The sequence below is a fragment of the Kitasatospora purpeofusca genome, assembly GCF_034043715.1.
Taxonomy (GTDB): domain Bacteria; phylum Actinomycetota; class Actinomycetes; order Streptomycetales; family Streptomycetaceae; genus Kitasatospora; species Kitasatospora purpeofusca_A.
The window spans coordinates 112,178-129,883 of the sequence record NZ_JAXCLC010000006.1 but is presented as its reverse complement, the minus strand read 5'-3'; the positions used below and the strand labels follow the sequence as shown (position 1 = coordinate 129,883).

Annotated in this window: 9 protein-coding genes; 5 read left to right on the top strand and 4 right to left on the bottom strand. The window is 73.8% G+C overall.

Annotated elements, in window-relative coordinates; all coding sequences use genetic code 11:
* Positions 1 to 57 precede the first annotated feature (57 nt).
* The 3 genes from SM793_RS05110 to SM793_RS05100 form a co-directional block, all read right to left on the bottom strand.
* On the bottom strand, positions 58 to 825 hold the full coding sequence (locus SM793_RS05110) for a hypothetical protein (protein ID WP_320436792.1): 768 nt from the start codon (positions 823 to 825) through the stop codon (positions 58 to 60).
* 89 nt (positions 826 to 914) lie between these two features.
* Entirely contained in the window at positions 915 to 2,498 is a 1,584-nt protein-coding gene (locus tag SM793_RS05105) for a serine/threonine-protein kinase (RefSeq protein WP_320436791.1), read from the bottom strand.
* A gap of 152 nt (positions 2,499 to 2,650) precedes the next feature.
* Positions 2,651 to 3,997 carry an MFS transporter gene (locus SM793_RS05100; protein ID WP_320436790.1) on the bottom strand — a complete coding sequence of 449 codons (1,347 nt, stop codon included), beginning with the start codon at positions 3,995 to 3,997 and terminating at the stop codon, positions 2,651 to 2,653.
* Positions 3,998 to 4,596: 599 nt separating this feature from the next.
* Here SM793_RS05100 and SM793_RS05095 point away from each other — a divergent pair.
* From SM793_RS05095 to SM793_RS05075, 5 genes are all read left to right on the top strand, one after another.
* Complete coding sequence (locus tag SM793_RS05095) at positions 4,597 to 10,752, top strand: polyketide synthase (RefSeq protein WP_320436789.1); 6,156 nt, start codon at positions 4,597 to 4,599, stop codon at positions 10,750 to 10,752.
* On the top strand, positions 10,749 to 12,578 hold the full coding sequence (locus SM793_RS05090; protein WP_320436788.1) for a non-ribosomal peptide synthetase: 1,830 nt from the start codon (positions 10,749 to 10,751) through the stop codon (positions 12,576 to 12,578). The genes SM793_RS05095 and SM793_RS05090 overlap by 4 nt, the downstream gene beginning before the upstream one ends.
* Positions 12,579 to 12,706: 128 nt before the next feature.
* On the top strand, positions 12,707 to 14,494 hold the full coding sequence (locus SM793_RS05085) for a type I polyketide synthase (RefSeq protein ID WP_320436787.1): 1,788 nt from the start codon (positions 12,707 to 12,709) through the stop codon (positions 14,492 to 14,494).
* 2 nt (positions 14,495 to 14,496) lie between these two features.
* Positions 14,497 to 15,750, top strand: coding sequence for a cytochrome P450 (locus tag SM793_RS05080; RefSeq protein WP_320436786.1), 1,254 nt, complete (start codon positions 14,497 to 14,499; stop codon positions 15,748 to 15,750).
* A gap of 38 nt (positions 15,751 to 15,788) precedes the next feature.
* The gene (locus SM793_RS05075) at positions 15,789 to 16,490 is read left to right on the top strand and encodes a formyltransferase family protein (RefSeq protein WP_320436785.1); all 702 of its coding nucleotides are present in this window, start codon (positions 15,789 to 15,791) and stop codon (positions 16,488 to 16,490) included.
* Between the two features lie 78 nt (positions 16,491 to 16,568).
* Here the strand turns inward: SM793_RS05075 and SM793_RS05070 are convergent, their stop codons facing one another.
* The gene (locus SM793_RS05070; RefSeq protein ID WP_320436784.1) at positions 16,569 to 17,672 is read right to left on the bottom strand and encodes a class I SAM-dependent methyltransferase; all 1,104 of its coding nucleotides are present in this window, start codon (positions 17,670 to 17,672) and stop codon (positions 16,569 to 16,571) included.
* Positions 17,673 to 17,706: the final 34 nt, after the last annotated feature.

Sequence of the window (17,706 nt, the reverse complement as noted above, 5' to 3'; positions counted from 1 at the left end):
CCCGGGGCACCCCCGGACGGCGGACACTTCGGTCCGCCGTCCGGGGGTGCCTCGGGATCAGGCCGGGTAGTGGATGGAGCCGAGGGGCGGGCAGGGGGCGAGGGTGGTCGAGGCACCGGGGCGTTCGACGAAGGCCCGGGCCTGGGCGGCCTGCTGGCGGCGGGTGTCGCGTTCGTCGGCGTGCCAGGCGTCGTACCTGGCGCGGGTGGGGTCCCAGGTGCCGTCGATGAGGTCGAGGGCGGTGTTGCCGGAGCTGCGTTGGAACTCCGCCTTCACGGCGCTCTGCTGGAGCGCGCCCTGGATCACGGCGAGGTGGATGCGGGTGATCAGGACGCCAGGGGTGTTCGGCTCGCGGGTGGGCAGGGGGGCCTGCGGGAGCAGGGACACCCCGGTGTCGAGGCGGCCGATGTTGTCGACGGTCGCGGTGCGGGCGTCGCTCACCGCGATCCGCATCTCCCGGTGCAGCCAGAAGAACTCGTCCAGGTCCGCCTCGGTGACGCGCATCCGCCCGTAGGCGGCCCGGAACCGGGGGTCCTGGTGCAGCGGGCGCACGGTGGGGACGTGCAGTGCCACGCAGTCGTTGTAGCCGCCGTCCACCGCGGCGTCGAGGTGGCGCAGGCCGAGGTCCACCTGCCCCTGGGCGACGGCCAGGTCGGACAGATCGGCGTGGGCCGCGGCGGCGAGCCACGCGCCGTCGGGGCCGAGGACCGAGGCGCGCGCGACGATGTCGTGGAGGCCCGCCACCACGTCGACGCCGCTGTTGGTCAGGTGCCCGAGCAGCAGGTCTTGCAGGCGGGAGATCAACGAGTTGACGGTGGTGACCACGGCTCTCCTCGGCAGTGAACGTACGGAAGGTCAACGGTGGGGAGTGAAAAGAGTGTTGATCCGGTTCCCACCGGATCCCAGGACCCGCCTCAGCCCAGCTTCTGCAGCACGATGTACTGGTCCGGCTTGAGCAGGTCGGTGCAGTACTGGAGCGCGCCGTCCGGCTGCATCCTGATCCGGCGGTAGACCGAGCGGTCGGTGATGCACTGGTCACCGGGCGAGGAGCCGGTCACCCGGGACGCGTAGGTCGCGTGGCTGTCGTCGGCGTCGGAGAGCGTCCAGGCGCCTTCGCACCAGGTGCCGGTACTGGGCGTCTCGGCGCGGATCTTGCTCTTCTCCTCGCTCTGCGCCGACTGGACGATGGTGAGGGTGACGGTGGTGACGTCCCCGTTGGCTGCCGTGCGCTGACCGAACCACTTCCCGAGGTACTTCGCGGGAACGATGCCAGGCCCGGCCGTCGTCGCGGACGGGGCGGGCGCGGATGCGGCAGGAGCGGACGGGGCGGGGGTCGACGCGGTGACCTGCTGCTCGTCCCCCCGCAGCCCGTCGAGCAGCAGGTACCCGCCGCCGCCCAGCAGCAGGACGGCAGCCAGCCCGGCCGCCAGAGCGCCGTACCTCCGCCGGGGAGACGTCGCACGGCCCGGCGCCGACCAGGTCGGGAGCGCCGGCGGCGGGGGCGGCTGGGGAGGCTGGGGCGGGGGCACGGACGGCGGCACGGTCGAGGCCGGAGCGGGGGCCGGGCCCGGAGCCGTCCAGCCGGTCCCCCGCTCCCCCTCCAGGTCCAGCAGTTGCACGGCGCTGCGCCCGACCGCCGCCGCCAGCCCCGGCGGCAGCCAGTCCCCGCGCCCCAGCCGGGCGGCGGCGGCGCCGTCGCCGTCCAGGAACCGCCGCAGCTGCCCGGGTACCGGGCGGGCGGCCGGGTCCTTGGCCAGGCAGGCGCGGATCACGGCGTACATCGGGCCGGACAGGCCGGACAGATCGGGTTCCTCGTGCAGGACCCGGTAGAGCAGGACGGGCGCGCTCACCCCGGAGCCGAACGGCATCGTGCCCGTCGCCGCGAACGCGAGCACCGCGCCGAGCGAGAAGACGTCGCCGGCCGGACCGGCGGGCAGCCCGTTCGCCTGCTCCGGTGACATGAAGCCCGGTGAGCCGAACACCTGGCCGGACCGGGTGAGCCCGGCGGTGGCGTCCAGTGCGCGGGTGATGCCGAAGTCGATCAGCCGCGGCCCGTCCAGGGTCAGCAGCACGTTCGACGGTTTGACGTCGCGGTGCACCAGCCCGAGGCCGTGCACATGGGCGAGCGCCTCGGCGAGGCCGACGCCGAGGGCGCGGACGGCGGGGTCGGGCAGCGGCCCGAACTCCCGGACGGCAAAGGTGAGCGCGGGTCCGGCGACGTAGCCGGTGGCCACCCAGGGATGTCCGCTCTCGGTGTCCGCGTCCAGGACCGGCGCCGTCCACACCCCGCCGACCCGCCGGGCCGCCGCCACCTCGTGCCGGAACCGGGCCCGGAACTCCGGGTCCCCGGCCAGGTCGCGGTGGACCAGCTTGACCGCGACCGTCCGCCCACCGGCGGTCCGGCCCAGGTAGACCCGGCCCATCCCGCCCGAACCGAGCCTCCCCAGCACCCGGTACTCGCCCACCCACTGCGGATCGTCCGCTTCCAGCGGCTCCACGCCCCACACTCCCCTCACCCTGGAGCGGCCTCCCCGCCACCCTTCCGGGGCCGACGCTACCGCCCCGGGGCCGCCCGTGGACCGCGAGAACGATCACGAAATCGTCGCCGCACGACGACCGCGCCGGTGACGGCGACCGGCCCGACCGCGGGTCAGGCCCGGCGGCGCAGGCCGATGAGGGCGGCGCCGGCGAGGCAGGCGAGGGCGGCGGTGAGGTAGGCGAGGTGGTAGCCGGCGAGGTGGTCGTCGCGGGTGCCGGCGACCAGGACCATGATGGCCACGCCGGCGCTCGCGCCGATCTGCTGGGTGACGACGTTGACCGCGCCGGCGACGGCGTGCTGTTCGCCGGGGACGCCGGAGAGGGCGGCGGAGGTCATCGAGGGGAAGTTGAGGCCCTGGCCGATGCCGCTGAGCACCAGGCCCGGCAGGATGTGCTGGATGTAGCCGCCGTCGAGCGGGGTGGTCAGCCACAGACCGGTGCCGACGCCGATCAGGACGAGGCCGACCGCCATCAGGGTGCGCGGGGTCCAGCGGGCGAGCAGGCGGCCGGTGGCGAAGTTGGCGGTCAGGAAGACGGCGGCCGACATGGGCACCAGGGCGAGTCCGGACTCGAAGGGCGAGTAGTCCAGCATGCCCTGGAGGTAGAGGGGCGCGAAGAACAGCATCCCGACCGAGCCCATGTACTGGAGGAACGCCGCGAGGCTCGCGGCCCGGACCGGGGCCAGCCGGAAGAGTCCGAGCGGGAGGGCCGGGTCGGCGGTGCGGCTCTCCCGGACGACGAACAGCGCCAGGGCGAGCGCGGCGGCGGCGAGCAGGAACCAGACCGCGGCGCCGTCGCTGCTGACGCCGACGACCAGCAGGGTGAGGCCGACGGTGCCGGTGATCGCGCCGGGCAGGTCGAGCCGGCCGCTGTGGCCGGGGCTGTCGGGCAGGCCGGCCCGGGTCGCGGCCAGCACGGCGAGGCCGAGGAGGACGGAGAACCACAACACCGAGCGCCAGCCCCAGAACTGGGTCAGGACGCCGCCGAGCATCACCCCGCCGCTGAAGCTCGCGGCGCCGACGGCCGCGTAGACGCTGAACGCCCGGTTGCGCGCCGGACCGGCCGGGAAGGTCTGGGTGAGCAGGGCCAGGGCGGCCGGTCCCGACAGGGCGGCGCCGACGCCCTGGGCGGCGCGCGCGCCCAGCAGGACGGCGGTGCTCGGCGCGGCCGCCCCGACCAGCGCGGACACCGTGAACAGGGCGACACCGGCCTCGAACACCCGTCGCCGGCCCAGCACATCGGCCAGTCGGCCGCCGATCAGCAGGAAGCCGGCGAAGGTGACGGCGTAGGCGGTCATGACCCACTGGAGGGTGGTGTCGGCCAGATCGAAGCGCGACCCCACCGACGGGAGGGCGGCGTTGAGCACTCCGAGGCCGCTCACGTCCAGGGCGAGCGCGCCGGCCAGCACCCCGAGCGCGAGGCCGGGGCGGACCACCGACTTGACGGCGAGGTCGGTCATGCGAGCCTCCGGCCGGCGGCGTGGCGGGCGGCCGCCCGGGCGGGGCTTGACTGCGGGAGGCCGTGCGGGAGGACGCCCGGAGCGCGGTCCGACGGTGCCTCGAAGTTCTCAACTGCCATGGGGCCAGCTTGCATTGCCCACTCGACCACTGTCCAGCCCGCCTGTACACGGATGGTACCTGAGCGTGATGCCCGGTTCCAGGAGATCGAATCGGACACTTTGTCGATCAAATCTCGCCAGCTCGACGACCGGCACGCGTTGTACGCAATCCTGTAGTCGGTGCACTCCTCGCGCCCCAGAGGCGGACGAGGAGACCGTCGGCCCGTCGCAGGCCGCTGATGTGCGATCCATCGAGCAACCTCACACACGCCTTGACATCCGGACCGTAGGGCCCAGCCGCGCGGTCCGGAGTTCGCGAGCCTTTCTTCTTGCCACGGGAGGAGCAGAGTTGCCCGGACACGGAAACAATCATGTCATGCCCATGACGATCTTGACGCCGGCCGACCGCTCCTCGCCCCGCCGGCGCTGACGCTCCGCCCGGCCGCAGCACACCGGCCGCCCCCACCACCCCAGCCACCCGCCCTGCCGAGGGAGTCGCCATGCCTCAAGAGCGCGCAGCGCGAGACATCTCCAGCGTCACCGATTTCCTGCTGTCCCGGTTCGCCGAGCTGCTGGACATCCCCGCGCACACCGTCGACCGGCGTGCCCCGATGCACCGGTACGGCCTGGAGTCGGTGCAGTCGGTGGCCCTCGCCGCCTCGCTCTCCGAGTTCCTCGGCCGGCGCGTCCCGGCCACCATGATGTGGCAGTACCCGACCGTCGACGGACTGGCCCGGGCCCTGGTCGAGGGCCCGCGGGAGGCCGAGCCCGCCGCCGCGTCCGGCCCCGGCCGCCGGACCGCGCCGAACGAGCCGGTCGCCGTCGTGGGCATCGGCTGCCGCTTCCCCGGGGGCGCTGACCCGGCCGGGTTCTGGCAGTTGCTGGTCGAGGGCGGCGACGCCGTCGGACCGGTGCCGGCCGCGCGCCGGGCACTGCTGAACGACCGGGTGCGCTGGGGCGGATTCATCGACGGCATCGACCAGTTCGATCCGCTGTTCTTCGGCATCTCGCCCCGCGAGGCCGTCCAGATGGACCCGCAGCAGCGGCTGGTCCTGGAGCTGTGCTGGGAGGCGCTGGAGGACGCGGGGATCGCGCCGAACAGCCTGGTCGGCAGCGACACCGGCGTGTTCATGGCCTCCTGCTGGGGCGACTACGCCGCGCTGGCGCACTACCGCGGCCCCGACGTCCAGATCACCCCGCACACCGCGACCGGCATGCACGACGGCATCATCGCCAACCGCGTCTCCTACGTCCTCGGCCTCCAGGGACCGAGCATGGCCATCGACGCCGCCTGCGCCGGTTCGCTGGTCTCGGTGCACGTCGGCTGCCAGTCGATCCAACTGGGCGAGAGCGACCTGGTGCTGGCCGGCGGCGTGAACCTGAGCTTCGTCTCCGACTACTACACCGCCATGGACGCGATGGGGGCACTCGCCCCGGACGGCCGCTGCAAGTCCTTCGACGCCCGCGCCGACGGCTACGTCCGCGGCGAGGGCGCCGGGGTCGTGGTGCTGGCCCCGCTGAGCGTGGCGCTGGAACGCGACCTGCCGGTGTACTGCCTGATCAAGGGCAGTTCCTCCAACAACGACGGCCTGAGCAACGGCATGACCGCGCCGAACCCGCAGGCGCAGGAGAAGATGCTCCGCACCGCGTACCGGCGGGCCGGCATCGACCCGCACCTCGTGGACTACATCGAGGCCCACGGCTCGGCGACGCCGCTCGGCGACCCGATCGAGGCCAACGCCATCGGCGCCGTCCTGGGCGGCGCCGACCGCGCGGAGCCGCTGCGGCTCGGCTCGGTGAAGTCCAATGTCGGACATCTGGAGGCGGCGGCCGGCATCGTCGGCCTGGTCAAGCTCGCGCTGTCGATGCGCAACGGGGTACTGCCGCCGAGCCTGCACTACAGCGCGCCGAACCCGCAGATCATGTTCGACGAGTACAACCTCACCGTGCAGGACCGGCTGACGCCGTGGCCGCGGCGCTCCGACGCCCGCCGGGGCGGCGTGAGCTCGTTCGGCTTCGGTGGCGCGATCTGCCATCTCGCGGTAGAGGAACTGCCGCGCCCCGAAGCCTCGTTGCTGCTGCTGTCCGCCGACTCCCGGGAGGCGCTGGCCGAGCGGGCCCTCGCCCTGCGGGACGGGACCGACCTGCGCGAGCTCTGTCGCCGCGCGCCGGGCGACGGCCCGTTCCGGCTCGCGGCGGCGGCCCGCGACATGTCCGAACTCCGCTCCCAGCTGGACGCCTTCGCCAACGGTGCGCCCGCCGCCGGGCTGAGTACGGGAGAAGGGGCAGGGCGGCGACCCCGGGTGGCGTTCCTGTTCTCCGGCAACGGCTCGCAGTGGGTCGGCATGGGCCGCCAACTCCTCGCCGGGATGCCGGTGTTCCGCCGGTCGATGATGAGGTCCGACCGGCGGATGCGGGAGCTGCTGGGCTTCTCCCCGGTCGAGCAGCTGCTGGCCGCCGACGGCCGGCTGGACGACATGGACGTCTTCCAGCCGCTGCTGTTCTCGCTCCAGGTCGCGCTGGCCGAGACCTGGCGCTCGCTGGGCGTCGAACCGGACGTCGTCCTCGGCCAGAGCGTCGGCGAGTTCGCCGCCTCGTACGTCGCCGGTGCCCTGGACTACGACGACGCCTCCCTCCTCGCCGCCCACCACGGCCGGCTCCTCCAGCAGTTGACCGTGGGCCGGGGCGAGGGCATCGTGGTGATGACGCCCGCCGACGAGGTCCGGCCGTACCTGACCGGCGGCCTCACCCTCTCCGGCTACAACGGCCTCAACTCCACCCTGGTGACCGGCGCTCCGCAGGAGATCGACGGACTCGTCCAGCGGCTGACCGAGTCCGGTGTCACCAACCACCGGGTGCGGATGGGCCACGCCCCGCACTCGCCGCTGGTCGACCACGTCCTCGCCCCGCTGAGGGCCGAACTCGCCGGCATCCGGCCCCGCACCGCCGGCATCCCGATGATCTCGACGGTCACCGGCGAGCACGTCGACGGGGCGGAGCTCGGGCCGGACTACTGGGCGGCCAACCTGCGCCAGGAGATCCTGGTGGTCGACGCGCTGCTGAAGCTGCGCGAGCACCGCGTCGACGCGGTGATCGAACTCGGCCCGCACCCCCTGCTGCTCAAGTCGGTGTCCGAGATCCTGCCCGCGGCCACGCTGCCCTCGATGCGCCGGGGCGCCGACGAGGCCGCGACCCTGCTCGGCTCGCTCGGCGCCCTGTACACCGCCGGACTCCCGGTCGCGGCCCACCCGTTCCTCGCGGGCGACCGGGGGCGGCACGTCGCGCCGAGCCGGAGCGGAGCCGCCGCCACGGGCGCGGGCACGAACACGGCCGCGGCCGCGGCCGCGGCCGCGGCCGACGGGGACGTGCACCTCGTCACCGTCTCGGCCCGGACGGCGGGCGCGCTGACCGACAGCTGCCGCGAACTCTCCAGCCACGTCGAGCGGAACACCGCCCTGCGGGTCTCCGACCTCGCCTACACGCTCGCCGCCCGGCGCAGCCACCACAACCACCGGATCGCCCTGCTCGCCCGCTCCCGGCAGGACGTCCTGGACGGACTCGCCCGGGTCGCCGCCGGGCAGCCGCACCCCGGCCTCGTCACCGGCACCGTGTCCGGCGGCGCGGACCGCAGGGTGGCGCTGGTGTTCTCCGGCGGCGGCACCCAGTGGGTCGGCATGGGCCGCGAACTGCTGCGCTCGCACGCCGGGTTCCGCACCTGGATGCGGGCCTGCGACGACGCCGTGCGCGCGGCCGGCGGCGCCTCGGTGCTCGACCTGCTGGCCGCCCCGGCCGAGCTGGCCAGGTACGAGGAGATGGACTTCCAGCAGCCGGTGCTGTTCGCCCTCCAGGTCTCGCTGGCGCAGGTCTGGATCGGGCTCGGCATCCGGCCGGCGGCCGTGGTCGGACACAGCCTGGGCGAGGTCGCGGCGGCCTGCGTCGCCGGCGCGCTGTCGCTGGAGGACGCCGCCCGGGTGGTGGTCGCCCGCTCCCACCTGCTGGAGCGCGAAGCCGCCGCAGGCGCCATGATCTCGGTCGACCTGCCGGAGGAGGAGCTGCTGCCCCGGCTCGCCCCGTACGCCGCGCACGCGGCGGTCGCCGTGGTCAACAGCCCGACCAGTGCGGCGGTTTCCGGCTCGCCCGAGGCCGTGGACGGGCTGGAGGCGGACCTGAGGCGGGACGGAATCCCGGTGCGCCGGATCCGGGTCGAACGACCGGTGCACAGCCCCGGCATGGACCCGCTGCTCGCGCCGCTGCGGGCGCGCATCGAGGGCATCACCCCGCTGGCCCCCGAACTCGATTTCCACTCGACGGCCCTGGCGGGCACGGTCAACCCGGTCGCCGACGGCGACTACTGGGTCCACAACCTGCGCAACCAGGTCCGGTTCGCCGAGACGATCGGCGCGCTGGTCGACCAGGGGGTCGGCACCTTCGTCGAGATCGGCCCGCACGAGACGCTGCGCGGCGCGGTCGAGGAGATCGCGCTGACCCGGGGCGCCCAGGTGCACGCGGTCAACTCCCTGCGGCGCGAGGAGAGCGACGTCCGCTGCCTGCTGGGCGCAGCCGCCTCGCTGTACGTCCGGGGCGTCCCGCTGACCTTCGACCCGCTGTTCGCCGACGACGTCGAGGTGGTGGAGACGCCGCTCGTCCAGTGGCAGAAGGACCGGTACTGGATCGACACCGAGTCCCACCGCGCGCCCGCGTCGATCCCGGGCGTCGGCGGGCCATGGGCCGTCACGGCGAGCCCTGGCACGAACGCGAACGCGGCGGCAGCCGAAGCAGCCGCGGCACCCGCACCAGCAGCAGCTCCAGCCGCCGCGGCCCGGCCGGTGGACGAGGTCGTGCTGGCCGAGCTGGCCGACGCGCTGGGGGTGCCGGTGAGCCGGTTCGACGCGGACGCCGGACTGCGGGACTTCGGCCTCGACTCGATGCTGGCGATCCGCCTGGTCAACCGGATGCAGTCGCTGTTCGGGCACCGGGTGTCGCCGGTGGTCTTCCTGGACGGCCGCTCGATCGCCGAGGTGGTCGCCCACTTCGTCGGGATCGCCGGCGGCCCGCCCGCACCGCCCGCCGCCCCGGCGCCCGCACCGGTCCCGGCGGCATCCCCTCCGGCAGCACCTCCGGCCGCCCCGGACTTCGCCCCGGCCCCGACCGCAGAGCAGTCCTTCCTCGACGAGCCGTCCTTCCTCGACGAGCTGTCCGAACTCGACGCCGAGGAGCTGGTGGAGGAACTCGACGCCCGCGGCCTGCTGGAGGCCACCGGCGCCCCGGCCCTGGAGCAGTTGCGCGCCGACGGCCTCGGCCTCACCCTCGCACCGGCCTCGCACGGCCAGGCCGCGCTGTGGTTCATGCAGATGGTCGCGCCGGACGCCGTGCCCTACAACTTCATGGTGACCGCCCGGATCCGGAGCGCGGTCGACGAGCAGGCGCTGGAGCGCGCCGTGCGGGCCGTGCTGGACCGCCACCCCGCCCTGCGCACCCTGTTCGTGGAAGCGGGCGGCAGCCCGTACCAGGTCGTCCTGGACGAGCCGGTGTACGAGTTCGTGGTGGCGGACACCTCCGGGCTGGACGACGAGCAGGCCCGCGAGGAGCTGGCCCGGCACGGGCACCGGCCGCTGGACCTGGACTACGGGCCGCTGGTGCGGGTGGTCCTGCTGCGGCGCGGCCCGGCGGACCACTACCTGCTGGTGCTGGTCCACCACATCGCCTCGGACGCGGCCTCGGCGGATGTCATGATCCGCGAGATCCAGGAGTTCTACCAGGGCGCCGACCCCGCCGGCCGGGCGCCCGCCGCCCCGTACACGGAGTTCGTCGCCCGGGAGCGGCAGTGGCTGGCCGGTCCCGCCGCGGACGCGGCCCTGGACTGGTGGTCGGCGAAGCTGGCCGACCCGCCGGCCCGGCTGGACCTGTCCGACAAGGAGCGGCCGCCGGGCGTCACCTACGAGGGCCGCGACCTCGCCTTCCGCTGGAGCGCCGAGGAGACCCGCCGGCTGCGGGAGTTCGCGCTGCGCGAGGGCGTCTCGGTCAGCACGGTCGTCCTGGCCGGCTTCTTCGCCACGCTCAACCGGGCGGTCGGGACGGAGGATTCGGTACTGGCCACCGCGATCGCCCAGCGCTCCGAGCCGGGTTGGGAGTCCGCCGTCGGCTACTACCTCAACACGGTGCTGGTCCGGGCGCAGCCCGCCGCCGGGCGCAGCTTCCGCGAACTGCTGCGCGAGGTCCACGCGTTCTCGCTCGGCCTGCTGGAGCACATGAACTACCCCCTCGACCTGCTGGCGGCCCAGCTCAAGCCGCCGCGTCTCGAGGGCCGCTCCCCGTGGTTCGACGTGGTGGTCAACTGGCTCTCCTCGGACGCCTTTCCGCGCTCGGTGAAGCTCTTCCACGGCGTCGGCGACACCGTCGCGCCGGACAGCGCGCTCCCGCTCGAACCGCTCCAGGTGCGCAGGCACCTCGCCAAGTTCGACCTGGAGATCTCGATGGCCGACATCGACGGCGAGGTGGCGGGCCACGTCCAGTTCAAACCGAGCTACCTGGAAAGGCGGACCGTGACGGACCTGCTCGCGCTGTACCGCACTGTGCTCTTCGACTCGATCGATCGACCCGACCTGGCCCTCGGCGACCTCGCGCCGGGCGGCCTCCCGGAGGAGACGGACCGGTGACCGAAACCCTGCACTCCGAGTTTGTCGCGCAAGCGGTCAAGAACCCCGACGCGACCGCCGTCCACTCCGACGCCGGAGTCCTGACCTACGGCGAACTCAACCGTCGCTCGGCCGAGTTGGCCGAGCGGCTGGCGGCCGACGGCGCCGGTCCCGGCGTCCCGGTCGGCATCTGCGTCGAGCGCACCCCCGACCTGCTGGTGGCGATCCTGGCGGTCCTGCGGACCGGCTCCTGCTATCTGCCGCTGGACCCGAACTACCCGGCCGAGCGGCTGGCGTTCATGGTCCGGGACAGCGGCACCCGGCTGCTGCTCACCACCCCCGCGTCGCGGGCCGGCTGCCCGGCCGGGCCGACCGTGGTGGTGCTCGGGGAGAGCGTCACGACCGAGCCCGGTGACACGCCCTCGGCCGTCGTGCCCGAGGACACCGCCTACATCATCTACACCTCCGGCTCCACCGGCACCCCCAAGGGTGTGGCCGTCCGGCACGCGGGCTGTGTGGCGATGCTCGCCGAGATGGACCGGGTCCTGGAGGGCTGCGACCTGAGCGGCGTCGCGGCGGCCAGCTCGGTGTGCTTCGACATGTCGGTGATGGAGATCTTCAACGCGCTCTGCCGGGGCGGCTCGCTCGTCCTGGTCGAGAGCGCCGTGCACCTGGCGGAGAGCCGCCACGCCGACCGGATCACCCATCTGAACATGGTCCCGTCGGTCATGAACGGGCTGCTCGACGCGGGGGCGCTGCCCCCGAACGTGCGGTCCGTCGTGTTCGGCGGCGAGGCGCTGCGCCGCAAGCTGGTGGACCGGGCGTACCGGGAGACCGGCGTCGAGCGGGTGTTCAACGCCTACGGCCCCACCGAGGGGACGGTGTTCTGCTCGTTCGGGCCGGTGCCCGCCGAGGGGACGGAGGAGCCGACCATCGGCCCGCCGACGACCACGGCCCGGGTGTACGTGCTGGACGAGGAGCTGCGGCAGCTCCCGGCCGGGGAGGCGGGCGAGCTGTACCTCGGCGGCGTCGGCCTCGCGCACGGCTACGTCAACCGGCCGCTCACCACGGCGGAACGCTTCCTGCCGGACCCGTTCCTGGACGGCGAGCGGATGTACCGCACCGGGGACCTGGTCAGGTTCACCGAGGACGGCGAGCTGCGCTTCCTCGGCCGCACCGACCACCAGGTCAAGCTGCGCGGCTACCGGATCGAGCTGGAGGAGGTGGAGGCCCGGCTCACCGGCTGCCCCGAGGTCCGCGAGGCCGCCGTCGTCGTCCGGGGCAACCGGCTCGTCGGCTACGTCGTGCCGACGAGCGGTGTCCCGGCGCCGGCCGGCCCCCGGCTGGACGCCGCGCTCCAGAGCGCCGTCACGGCCCGCCTCGCCGCCGCACTCCCCGACTACATGGTGCCCGCGACGGTCGTGGTGCTGCCCGCCCTGCCGCTGCGCCCCGGCGGGAAGCTCGACCGCGACGCGCTCCCCGAGCCGCCCGCGCCGGCCGCCGGCGCCGACGGGCCTCTGGCGGCGCCGAGCACGCCGACCGAGACCGCCCTCGCGGAGATCTGGGGCGAGCTGCTCGGCCTCGATCCGGCGGGCATCGACGCGCAGGCCGCCTTCTACGACCTGGGCGGGGACTCGCTGCTGCTGGTCCGCCTGGCCCGGCTGATGACCCGGCGCTTCGACCGCCGGGTCCGGGTGCCCGACCTGTTCAGCTTCCGCGACATCGTCTCCCTGGGGCGCTGGCTCGACGACGACAGCGGCGCCACCCCCGAGGTGGTCCAGTCCGCCCGCCAGCGCGCCGACGCCCGCCGGGCCGCACTCCGCGGCCGGGGCAACACCGGCCGCTGAGCCGCACCGGCCGCCGAGTCGCATCGGCTACCAAGTCGCACCACCAACGCACCGCACCACCAACGCACCGCACCGCCACCGCACCGCCCGCCGAGTCACCGCCCTCGACCGAAGCAGGAGCGTTCCCCATGACCGACAGCCCGGAGCAGGACTACGACCCGGGTGACGTGGCCATCATCGGCATGTCGCTGCGGGCCCCCGGCGCCCGTACCAAGGAGGAGTTCTGGGACAACCTCGTCCACGGCCGGGAGTCCGTCTCCTTCCTGGACAAGGACGACATCCACGTCGACGAGACCCTGATCCACAGCCCGTTCTACGTACGGGCCTGCGGCGTGCTCGACACCTACGACCAGTTCGACCCGTCGGTGTTCGGCATCGGCGACCGGATGGCCGCCGCGATGACCCCGGAGAACCGGCTGTACCTGGAGAGCGCCTGGGAGGCCCTGGAGGACGGCGGCTACGACCCGGACCGGCTCACCGCCGAGATCGGCATGTACGGCGCCAACAACCCGCAGACCGCCGCGCTCTACAGCTCCCCACCGGACCGGGTGTCGGTCGGCCCGGAGGCGATCGAGGCGAGTCTGGCGTGGTCGCCGGACACCATGACCTCCAACGCGCTGTACTACATGGGGCTCACCGGCGAGGCCGTCACGGTCGCCGCGGTCTGCGCCGGCTTCCACTACGCGGTGCACCTGGCCTGCCAGTCGCTGCTGCTGGGCCAGACGGACATGGCGATCGCCGGCGGCTCGATGGTCCGGCTGCCGCACCCCCGCGGCCACCTGTGGGAGGAGAACCGCGTCCTGTCGCGGGACGGCCACTGCCGGCCCTTCGACGCCAACGGCACCGGCACCGCGCTGTCCAGCGGTGTCGTCACCCTGCTGCTGAAGCCGCTGGGCCGCGCCGTCGCCGACCGGGACCACATCTACGCGGTGGTCAAGGGCTCGTCGGTCAACAACAACGGTGTCAGCGCGATGGCGTACGGCCTGGCCCAGCCGGAGCGGCTGAGCGCCTGCATCGCCAACGCGATGCAGGTCGGCGGCGTCGAGCCGGAGACGGTGTCCATGTACGAGGCCAACGGGCTTGGCCTGCCGATGACCGACGAGCTGGAGGTGCACGCGGCGGGTATGGCCTTCGGCAAGCAGACCGGGACCACCTCGATCGGCGGCGTCAAGGGCAACGTGGGCCACGGCGGCGTGGTGTCGGGCGGCTTCGGCGCGATGAAGGCCGCGCTGGCGCTGTACCACCGGACGCTCCCGGCCACGATCAACCTGACCGAGGTCAACCCGGACCTCGACTTCCCCAGCACCCCCTTCGTGCCGCAGCTGGAGACGGCCGCCTGGGATCCGCAGGCCGGCATCCGCCGGGCCGGCATCACCTCGATCGGCGGTGGCGGCTACAACGCCCACCTGCTGCTGGAGGAGGCGCCCGACGCCGCCCGGCGCGCGCCCGAGCCGACCGGCCGGCCACGGCTGGCCACCCTGTCCGCCCTGGACGACGAGGCGCTCGCCCGGCAGCGCGAACGGCTGCTGGCCCGGCTGGAGGCCGACCCGGAACTCCGGCTGGACGACGTCTGCTTCAGCCTCAACCTCGGCCGCAAGGTGATGGCCCGCCGCTGGGCGGCGGTGGTGCGCAGCCGCGAGGAGCTGATCGCGGCGCTGTCCGGGGAGGCCGACGCAGGTACGACCGTCACCACGACGGCCGCCGCACCGCCGTCCGACCCGGGCGCGTTCGGCCGCACCGACCACGGCCTGGTGCCGGCCGGCGGCGACGCGCGGGCGCTGGCCGGGCTGGCCGCCGCCTGGGTGGGCGGCGGCCAGGTGGACTTCGGCGCCCTGCACCGGGGGGACTCCGGGCGCCGGGTGCCGCTGCCCACCTACCCGTTCCGGCCCCGCCGGTTCTGGCGCACGGACTGGTGAACATGAACGCCTCCACACCGGTCCCGGCCCTGGATGCCCTGGACCTGGGCGACCCGGCGACCTTCGCCGACCACGGCCCCGACCTCGACGGCTACTGGCGCGGGCTGCGCGACCACGCGCCGCTGCACTGGAACCCGCCGGCCGACGGCCGGCGGGGGTTCTGGGTGCTGTCCCGCCACGAGGACATCATCGCCACCTACCGCGACAACGTGAACTTCACCTCGGAGCGCGGCAATGTGCTCGTCACCCTGCTGGAGGGCGGCGACGCGGCGGCCGGCCGGATGCTGGCCGTCACCGACGGGCACCGGCACCACGAACTGCGCAAGATCCTGCAACGGGTGCTCTCGCCGCGGGTCCTGGACGAGGTCGCGCGCACGGTCCGGGTCAACACCCGGCGGTGGATCCGGGAGGCGGTCGAGGCCGGCACCTGCGAGTTCGCCGAGGAGATCGCGAGCCGGATCCCGATGACCACCATCTCCAGCCTGCTCGGGGTGCCCGAGGAGGACCGGGACTACCTGCTGAGCCTGACGAAGGCGGCACTCTCGGCGGAGGGGGAGGACGTCGACGCGGTCGACTCCGAGATGGCCCGCAACGAGATCCTGATGTACTTCATGGACGTCGTCGAGGAGCGCCGCGAGTCGCCGGGCGAGGACGTGATCAGCATGCTGATCGCCAGTTCGATCGACGGGGTGCCGCTGTCCGACGAGGACGTGGTGCTCAACTGCTACAGCCTGATCATCGGGGGCGACGAGACCAGCCGGCTGACGATGATCGACTGCCTCCACACCCTGGCGGCCCGGCCCGACGAGTGGCGGCGGTTCAAGCACGGCGAGGTCGCGGTCGGGACGGCGGTGGACGAGGTGCTGCGCTGGGCCTCGCCCACCATGCACTTCGGGCGCAGCGTCGAGCGGGAGACCGAACTGCACGGCGTCCGGCTGCGGCCGGGCGAGATCGTCACCCTCTGGCACGCCTCCGGGAACCGGGACGAGCGGGTCTTCGACCGGCCCGGAGTGTTCGACCTCGGCCGCGCGCCGAACCGGCACATGGCCTTCGGCTACGGTCCGCACTTCTGTGTCGGCTCGTACCTGGCCAAGGTGGAGATCGCCGAACTGCTCGACGCGCTCCGGGACTTCACCGCCGGCTTCGAGCAGACCGAGGAGCCGCGGCGGATCCGGTCGAACTTCCTGACCGGGTTCTCCACGATGCCGGTGCGGTTCACCCCCGACCCCTCCGGACCGAGGGCCGCCGACGCCTGACGCCGGCCACCGTCCGATCAGTGAGCGCAGGAGTGCGGATGAACATCTACATGTCAGGACAGGGGGCGTTCGCGGTCCAGGTCGCGGAGGCCCTGCTGGACGAGGGGCACAAGATCGTCGGCGCGGCCGCCCCCCGGCTGCGCAAGGGGAAGTCCGACGAGGGCGACGCGATGTCCTGGGACCGGCTGCGCTCCTGGGCGTACCACCGGGACGTCCCGTGGACGGATTCGGCGGAGCTGCGGGCGGTGCACATCCCGGACGGGGTGGACATCATCCTCGCCGCGCACTCGCACGCCTTCCTCGGCCGGCGGACCCGGGCCAGGGCCTCGGTCGCGACCATCGGCTACCACCCCAGTCTGCTGCCGCTGCACCGGGGCCGGGACGCGATCCGGTGGACGGTCCGGGACGGCGACAAGGTGACCGGCGGCAGCGTCTACCACCTCACCGAGCGCACGGACGGCGGGCCGCTCGCCGCCCAGGAGCACCTTCTGGTGCCGCCGGGCTCGACCGCGCAGACCCTGTGGCGGGACCATCTGGCGCCGCTCGGGGTGCGGCTGCTGCTGAAGGTGGTCGCCGACCTCGCCGCGAACCGGCGGATCGAGGTCCCCCAGGACGAGAAGCTGGCGACCTGGGAGCCCGCGATGGACGCGCCGCCGCTGTTCAAACCCGAACTCATCGCCCTGCCGGGCACCGACACGGTCCGGGTCGAGAGCGGCCGGTGGGCCCTGCACGACCGCTGAGGCACAGCCGCACGACCGCTGAGGCACTGCTGCACGACCGCCGGGCAGCCGGGCGGCCGGACAGCCGGGCCAGGGCGGCTACGCCGGGAACAGCGTCCGGTGGACGGGGTGTTCGCGGAAGCCCAGGCCGCGGTGCGGCGAGCTGTGGGTGGCGGAGAGTTCCCCGGCCGCGGTGCGCAGGGTGGCGGCCAGGTGGTAGTCCGGGTGGACGCCGTCGGTACCGGTCCGGACCCGGAAGGTCAGGTCGAGCGTGTCGCCGCGCTCGACCGGGACCTCGGCGTCGAACAGCGGGAAGTACACCGAAGCCCAGCTGGTCGGATCCCGGAGGGCGTCCAGGGGTTCCTCGTCCGGGAGGCAGGAGATCCGGAGCCAGGTGAGCACGCCGTCCACGCTGCCCGGGCGGCGGACCGTCAGCCGGACCCGCCGCTCCTGCTCCGCCCGCAGATCACCGTTGAACTCGAGGACTTCGACCTCCTCCTCGGTCGAGAGGAGTGCTTCCGGGGCCGGGTCGGCGATCCGCAGGCGGACGTCGAACGGCGCCCCGCTCCAGTCGAAGATCCGTTCCAGGTAGGGGACCGCCTCGGGAGCGAAGGCCACCGGGGCGCCGCCCAGCACCTCCCGGAGGTTCACCGCGGCCGCCCGGGTGACGCACCGGTGCGGCACGACGACTCCGCCGGGCACCAGGTGCCGGCGCCGGGCGTCGGCCAGGACCACGGCCGCGCCCTCCGCGCCCGCGACCGACCCGATCACCTCGGCCACGCAGACCTCCGCCCGGGGCCCGATCTCCAGCTCGGTGGACGCTCCGTGCAGCAGGGTGACCCGGTCCGCGAGGCCCCAGGCCAGGCGGTTCGCCGACGCGTTGCGGAAGCTCTCCGCCATGGCCTCGATCGCGACGGCGCCGCTCGCGCCGCAGGACACGCTCTCCCGGGCCCAGTTGAGGTGTTCGCCGGTACCGATGTCGAGCACCCGCCGCCCCGGCGCCAAGGCGCGGACCGCCGCGCGGAACCGGTCCACCCGGCTCTCGTCGGACGTCAGCACGCCGTAGAGCTCGGGGTCGTAGACCGGGTACTCGCCGATGCTCGGCCAGAGGACGGCGCCCGCGGCGCCGCCCCCGGGCCGGGCCGCCGCGACCCGTACGCCGACCTTCCTACCGCCCACCAGGATGTCAAGACGTTCTGTCACTTGTCGTTCCCTCGTTCTGAATCACTTCGGTCGA

Bases quoted from the DNA above. Each gene is read 5' to 3' on its own strand.
- SM793_RS05100 (WP_320436790.1), bottom strand. From the start codon at position 3,997: ATGACCGACCTCGCCGTCAAGTCGGTGGTCCGCCCCGGCCTCGCGCTC.
- SM793_RS05095 (WP_320436789.1), top strand. From the start codon at position 4,597: ATGCCTCAAGAGCGCGCAGCGCGAGACATCTCCAGCGTCACCGATTTC.
- SM793_RS05085 (WP_320436787.1), top strand. From the start codon at position 12,707: ATGACCGACAGCCCGGAGCAGGACTACGACCCGGGTGACGTGGCCATC.
- SM793_RS05080 (WP_320436786.1), top strand. From the start codon at position 14,497: ATGAACGCCTCCACACCGGTCCCGGCCCTGGATGCCCTGGACCTGGGC.
- SM793_RS05075 (WP_320436785.1), top strand. From the start codon at position 15,789: ATGAACATCTACATGTCAGGACAGGGGGCGTTCGCGGTCCAGGTCGCG.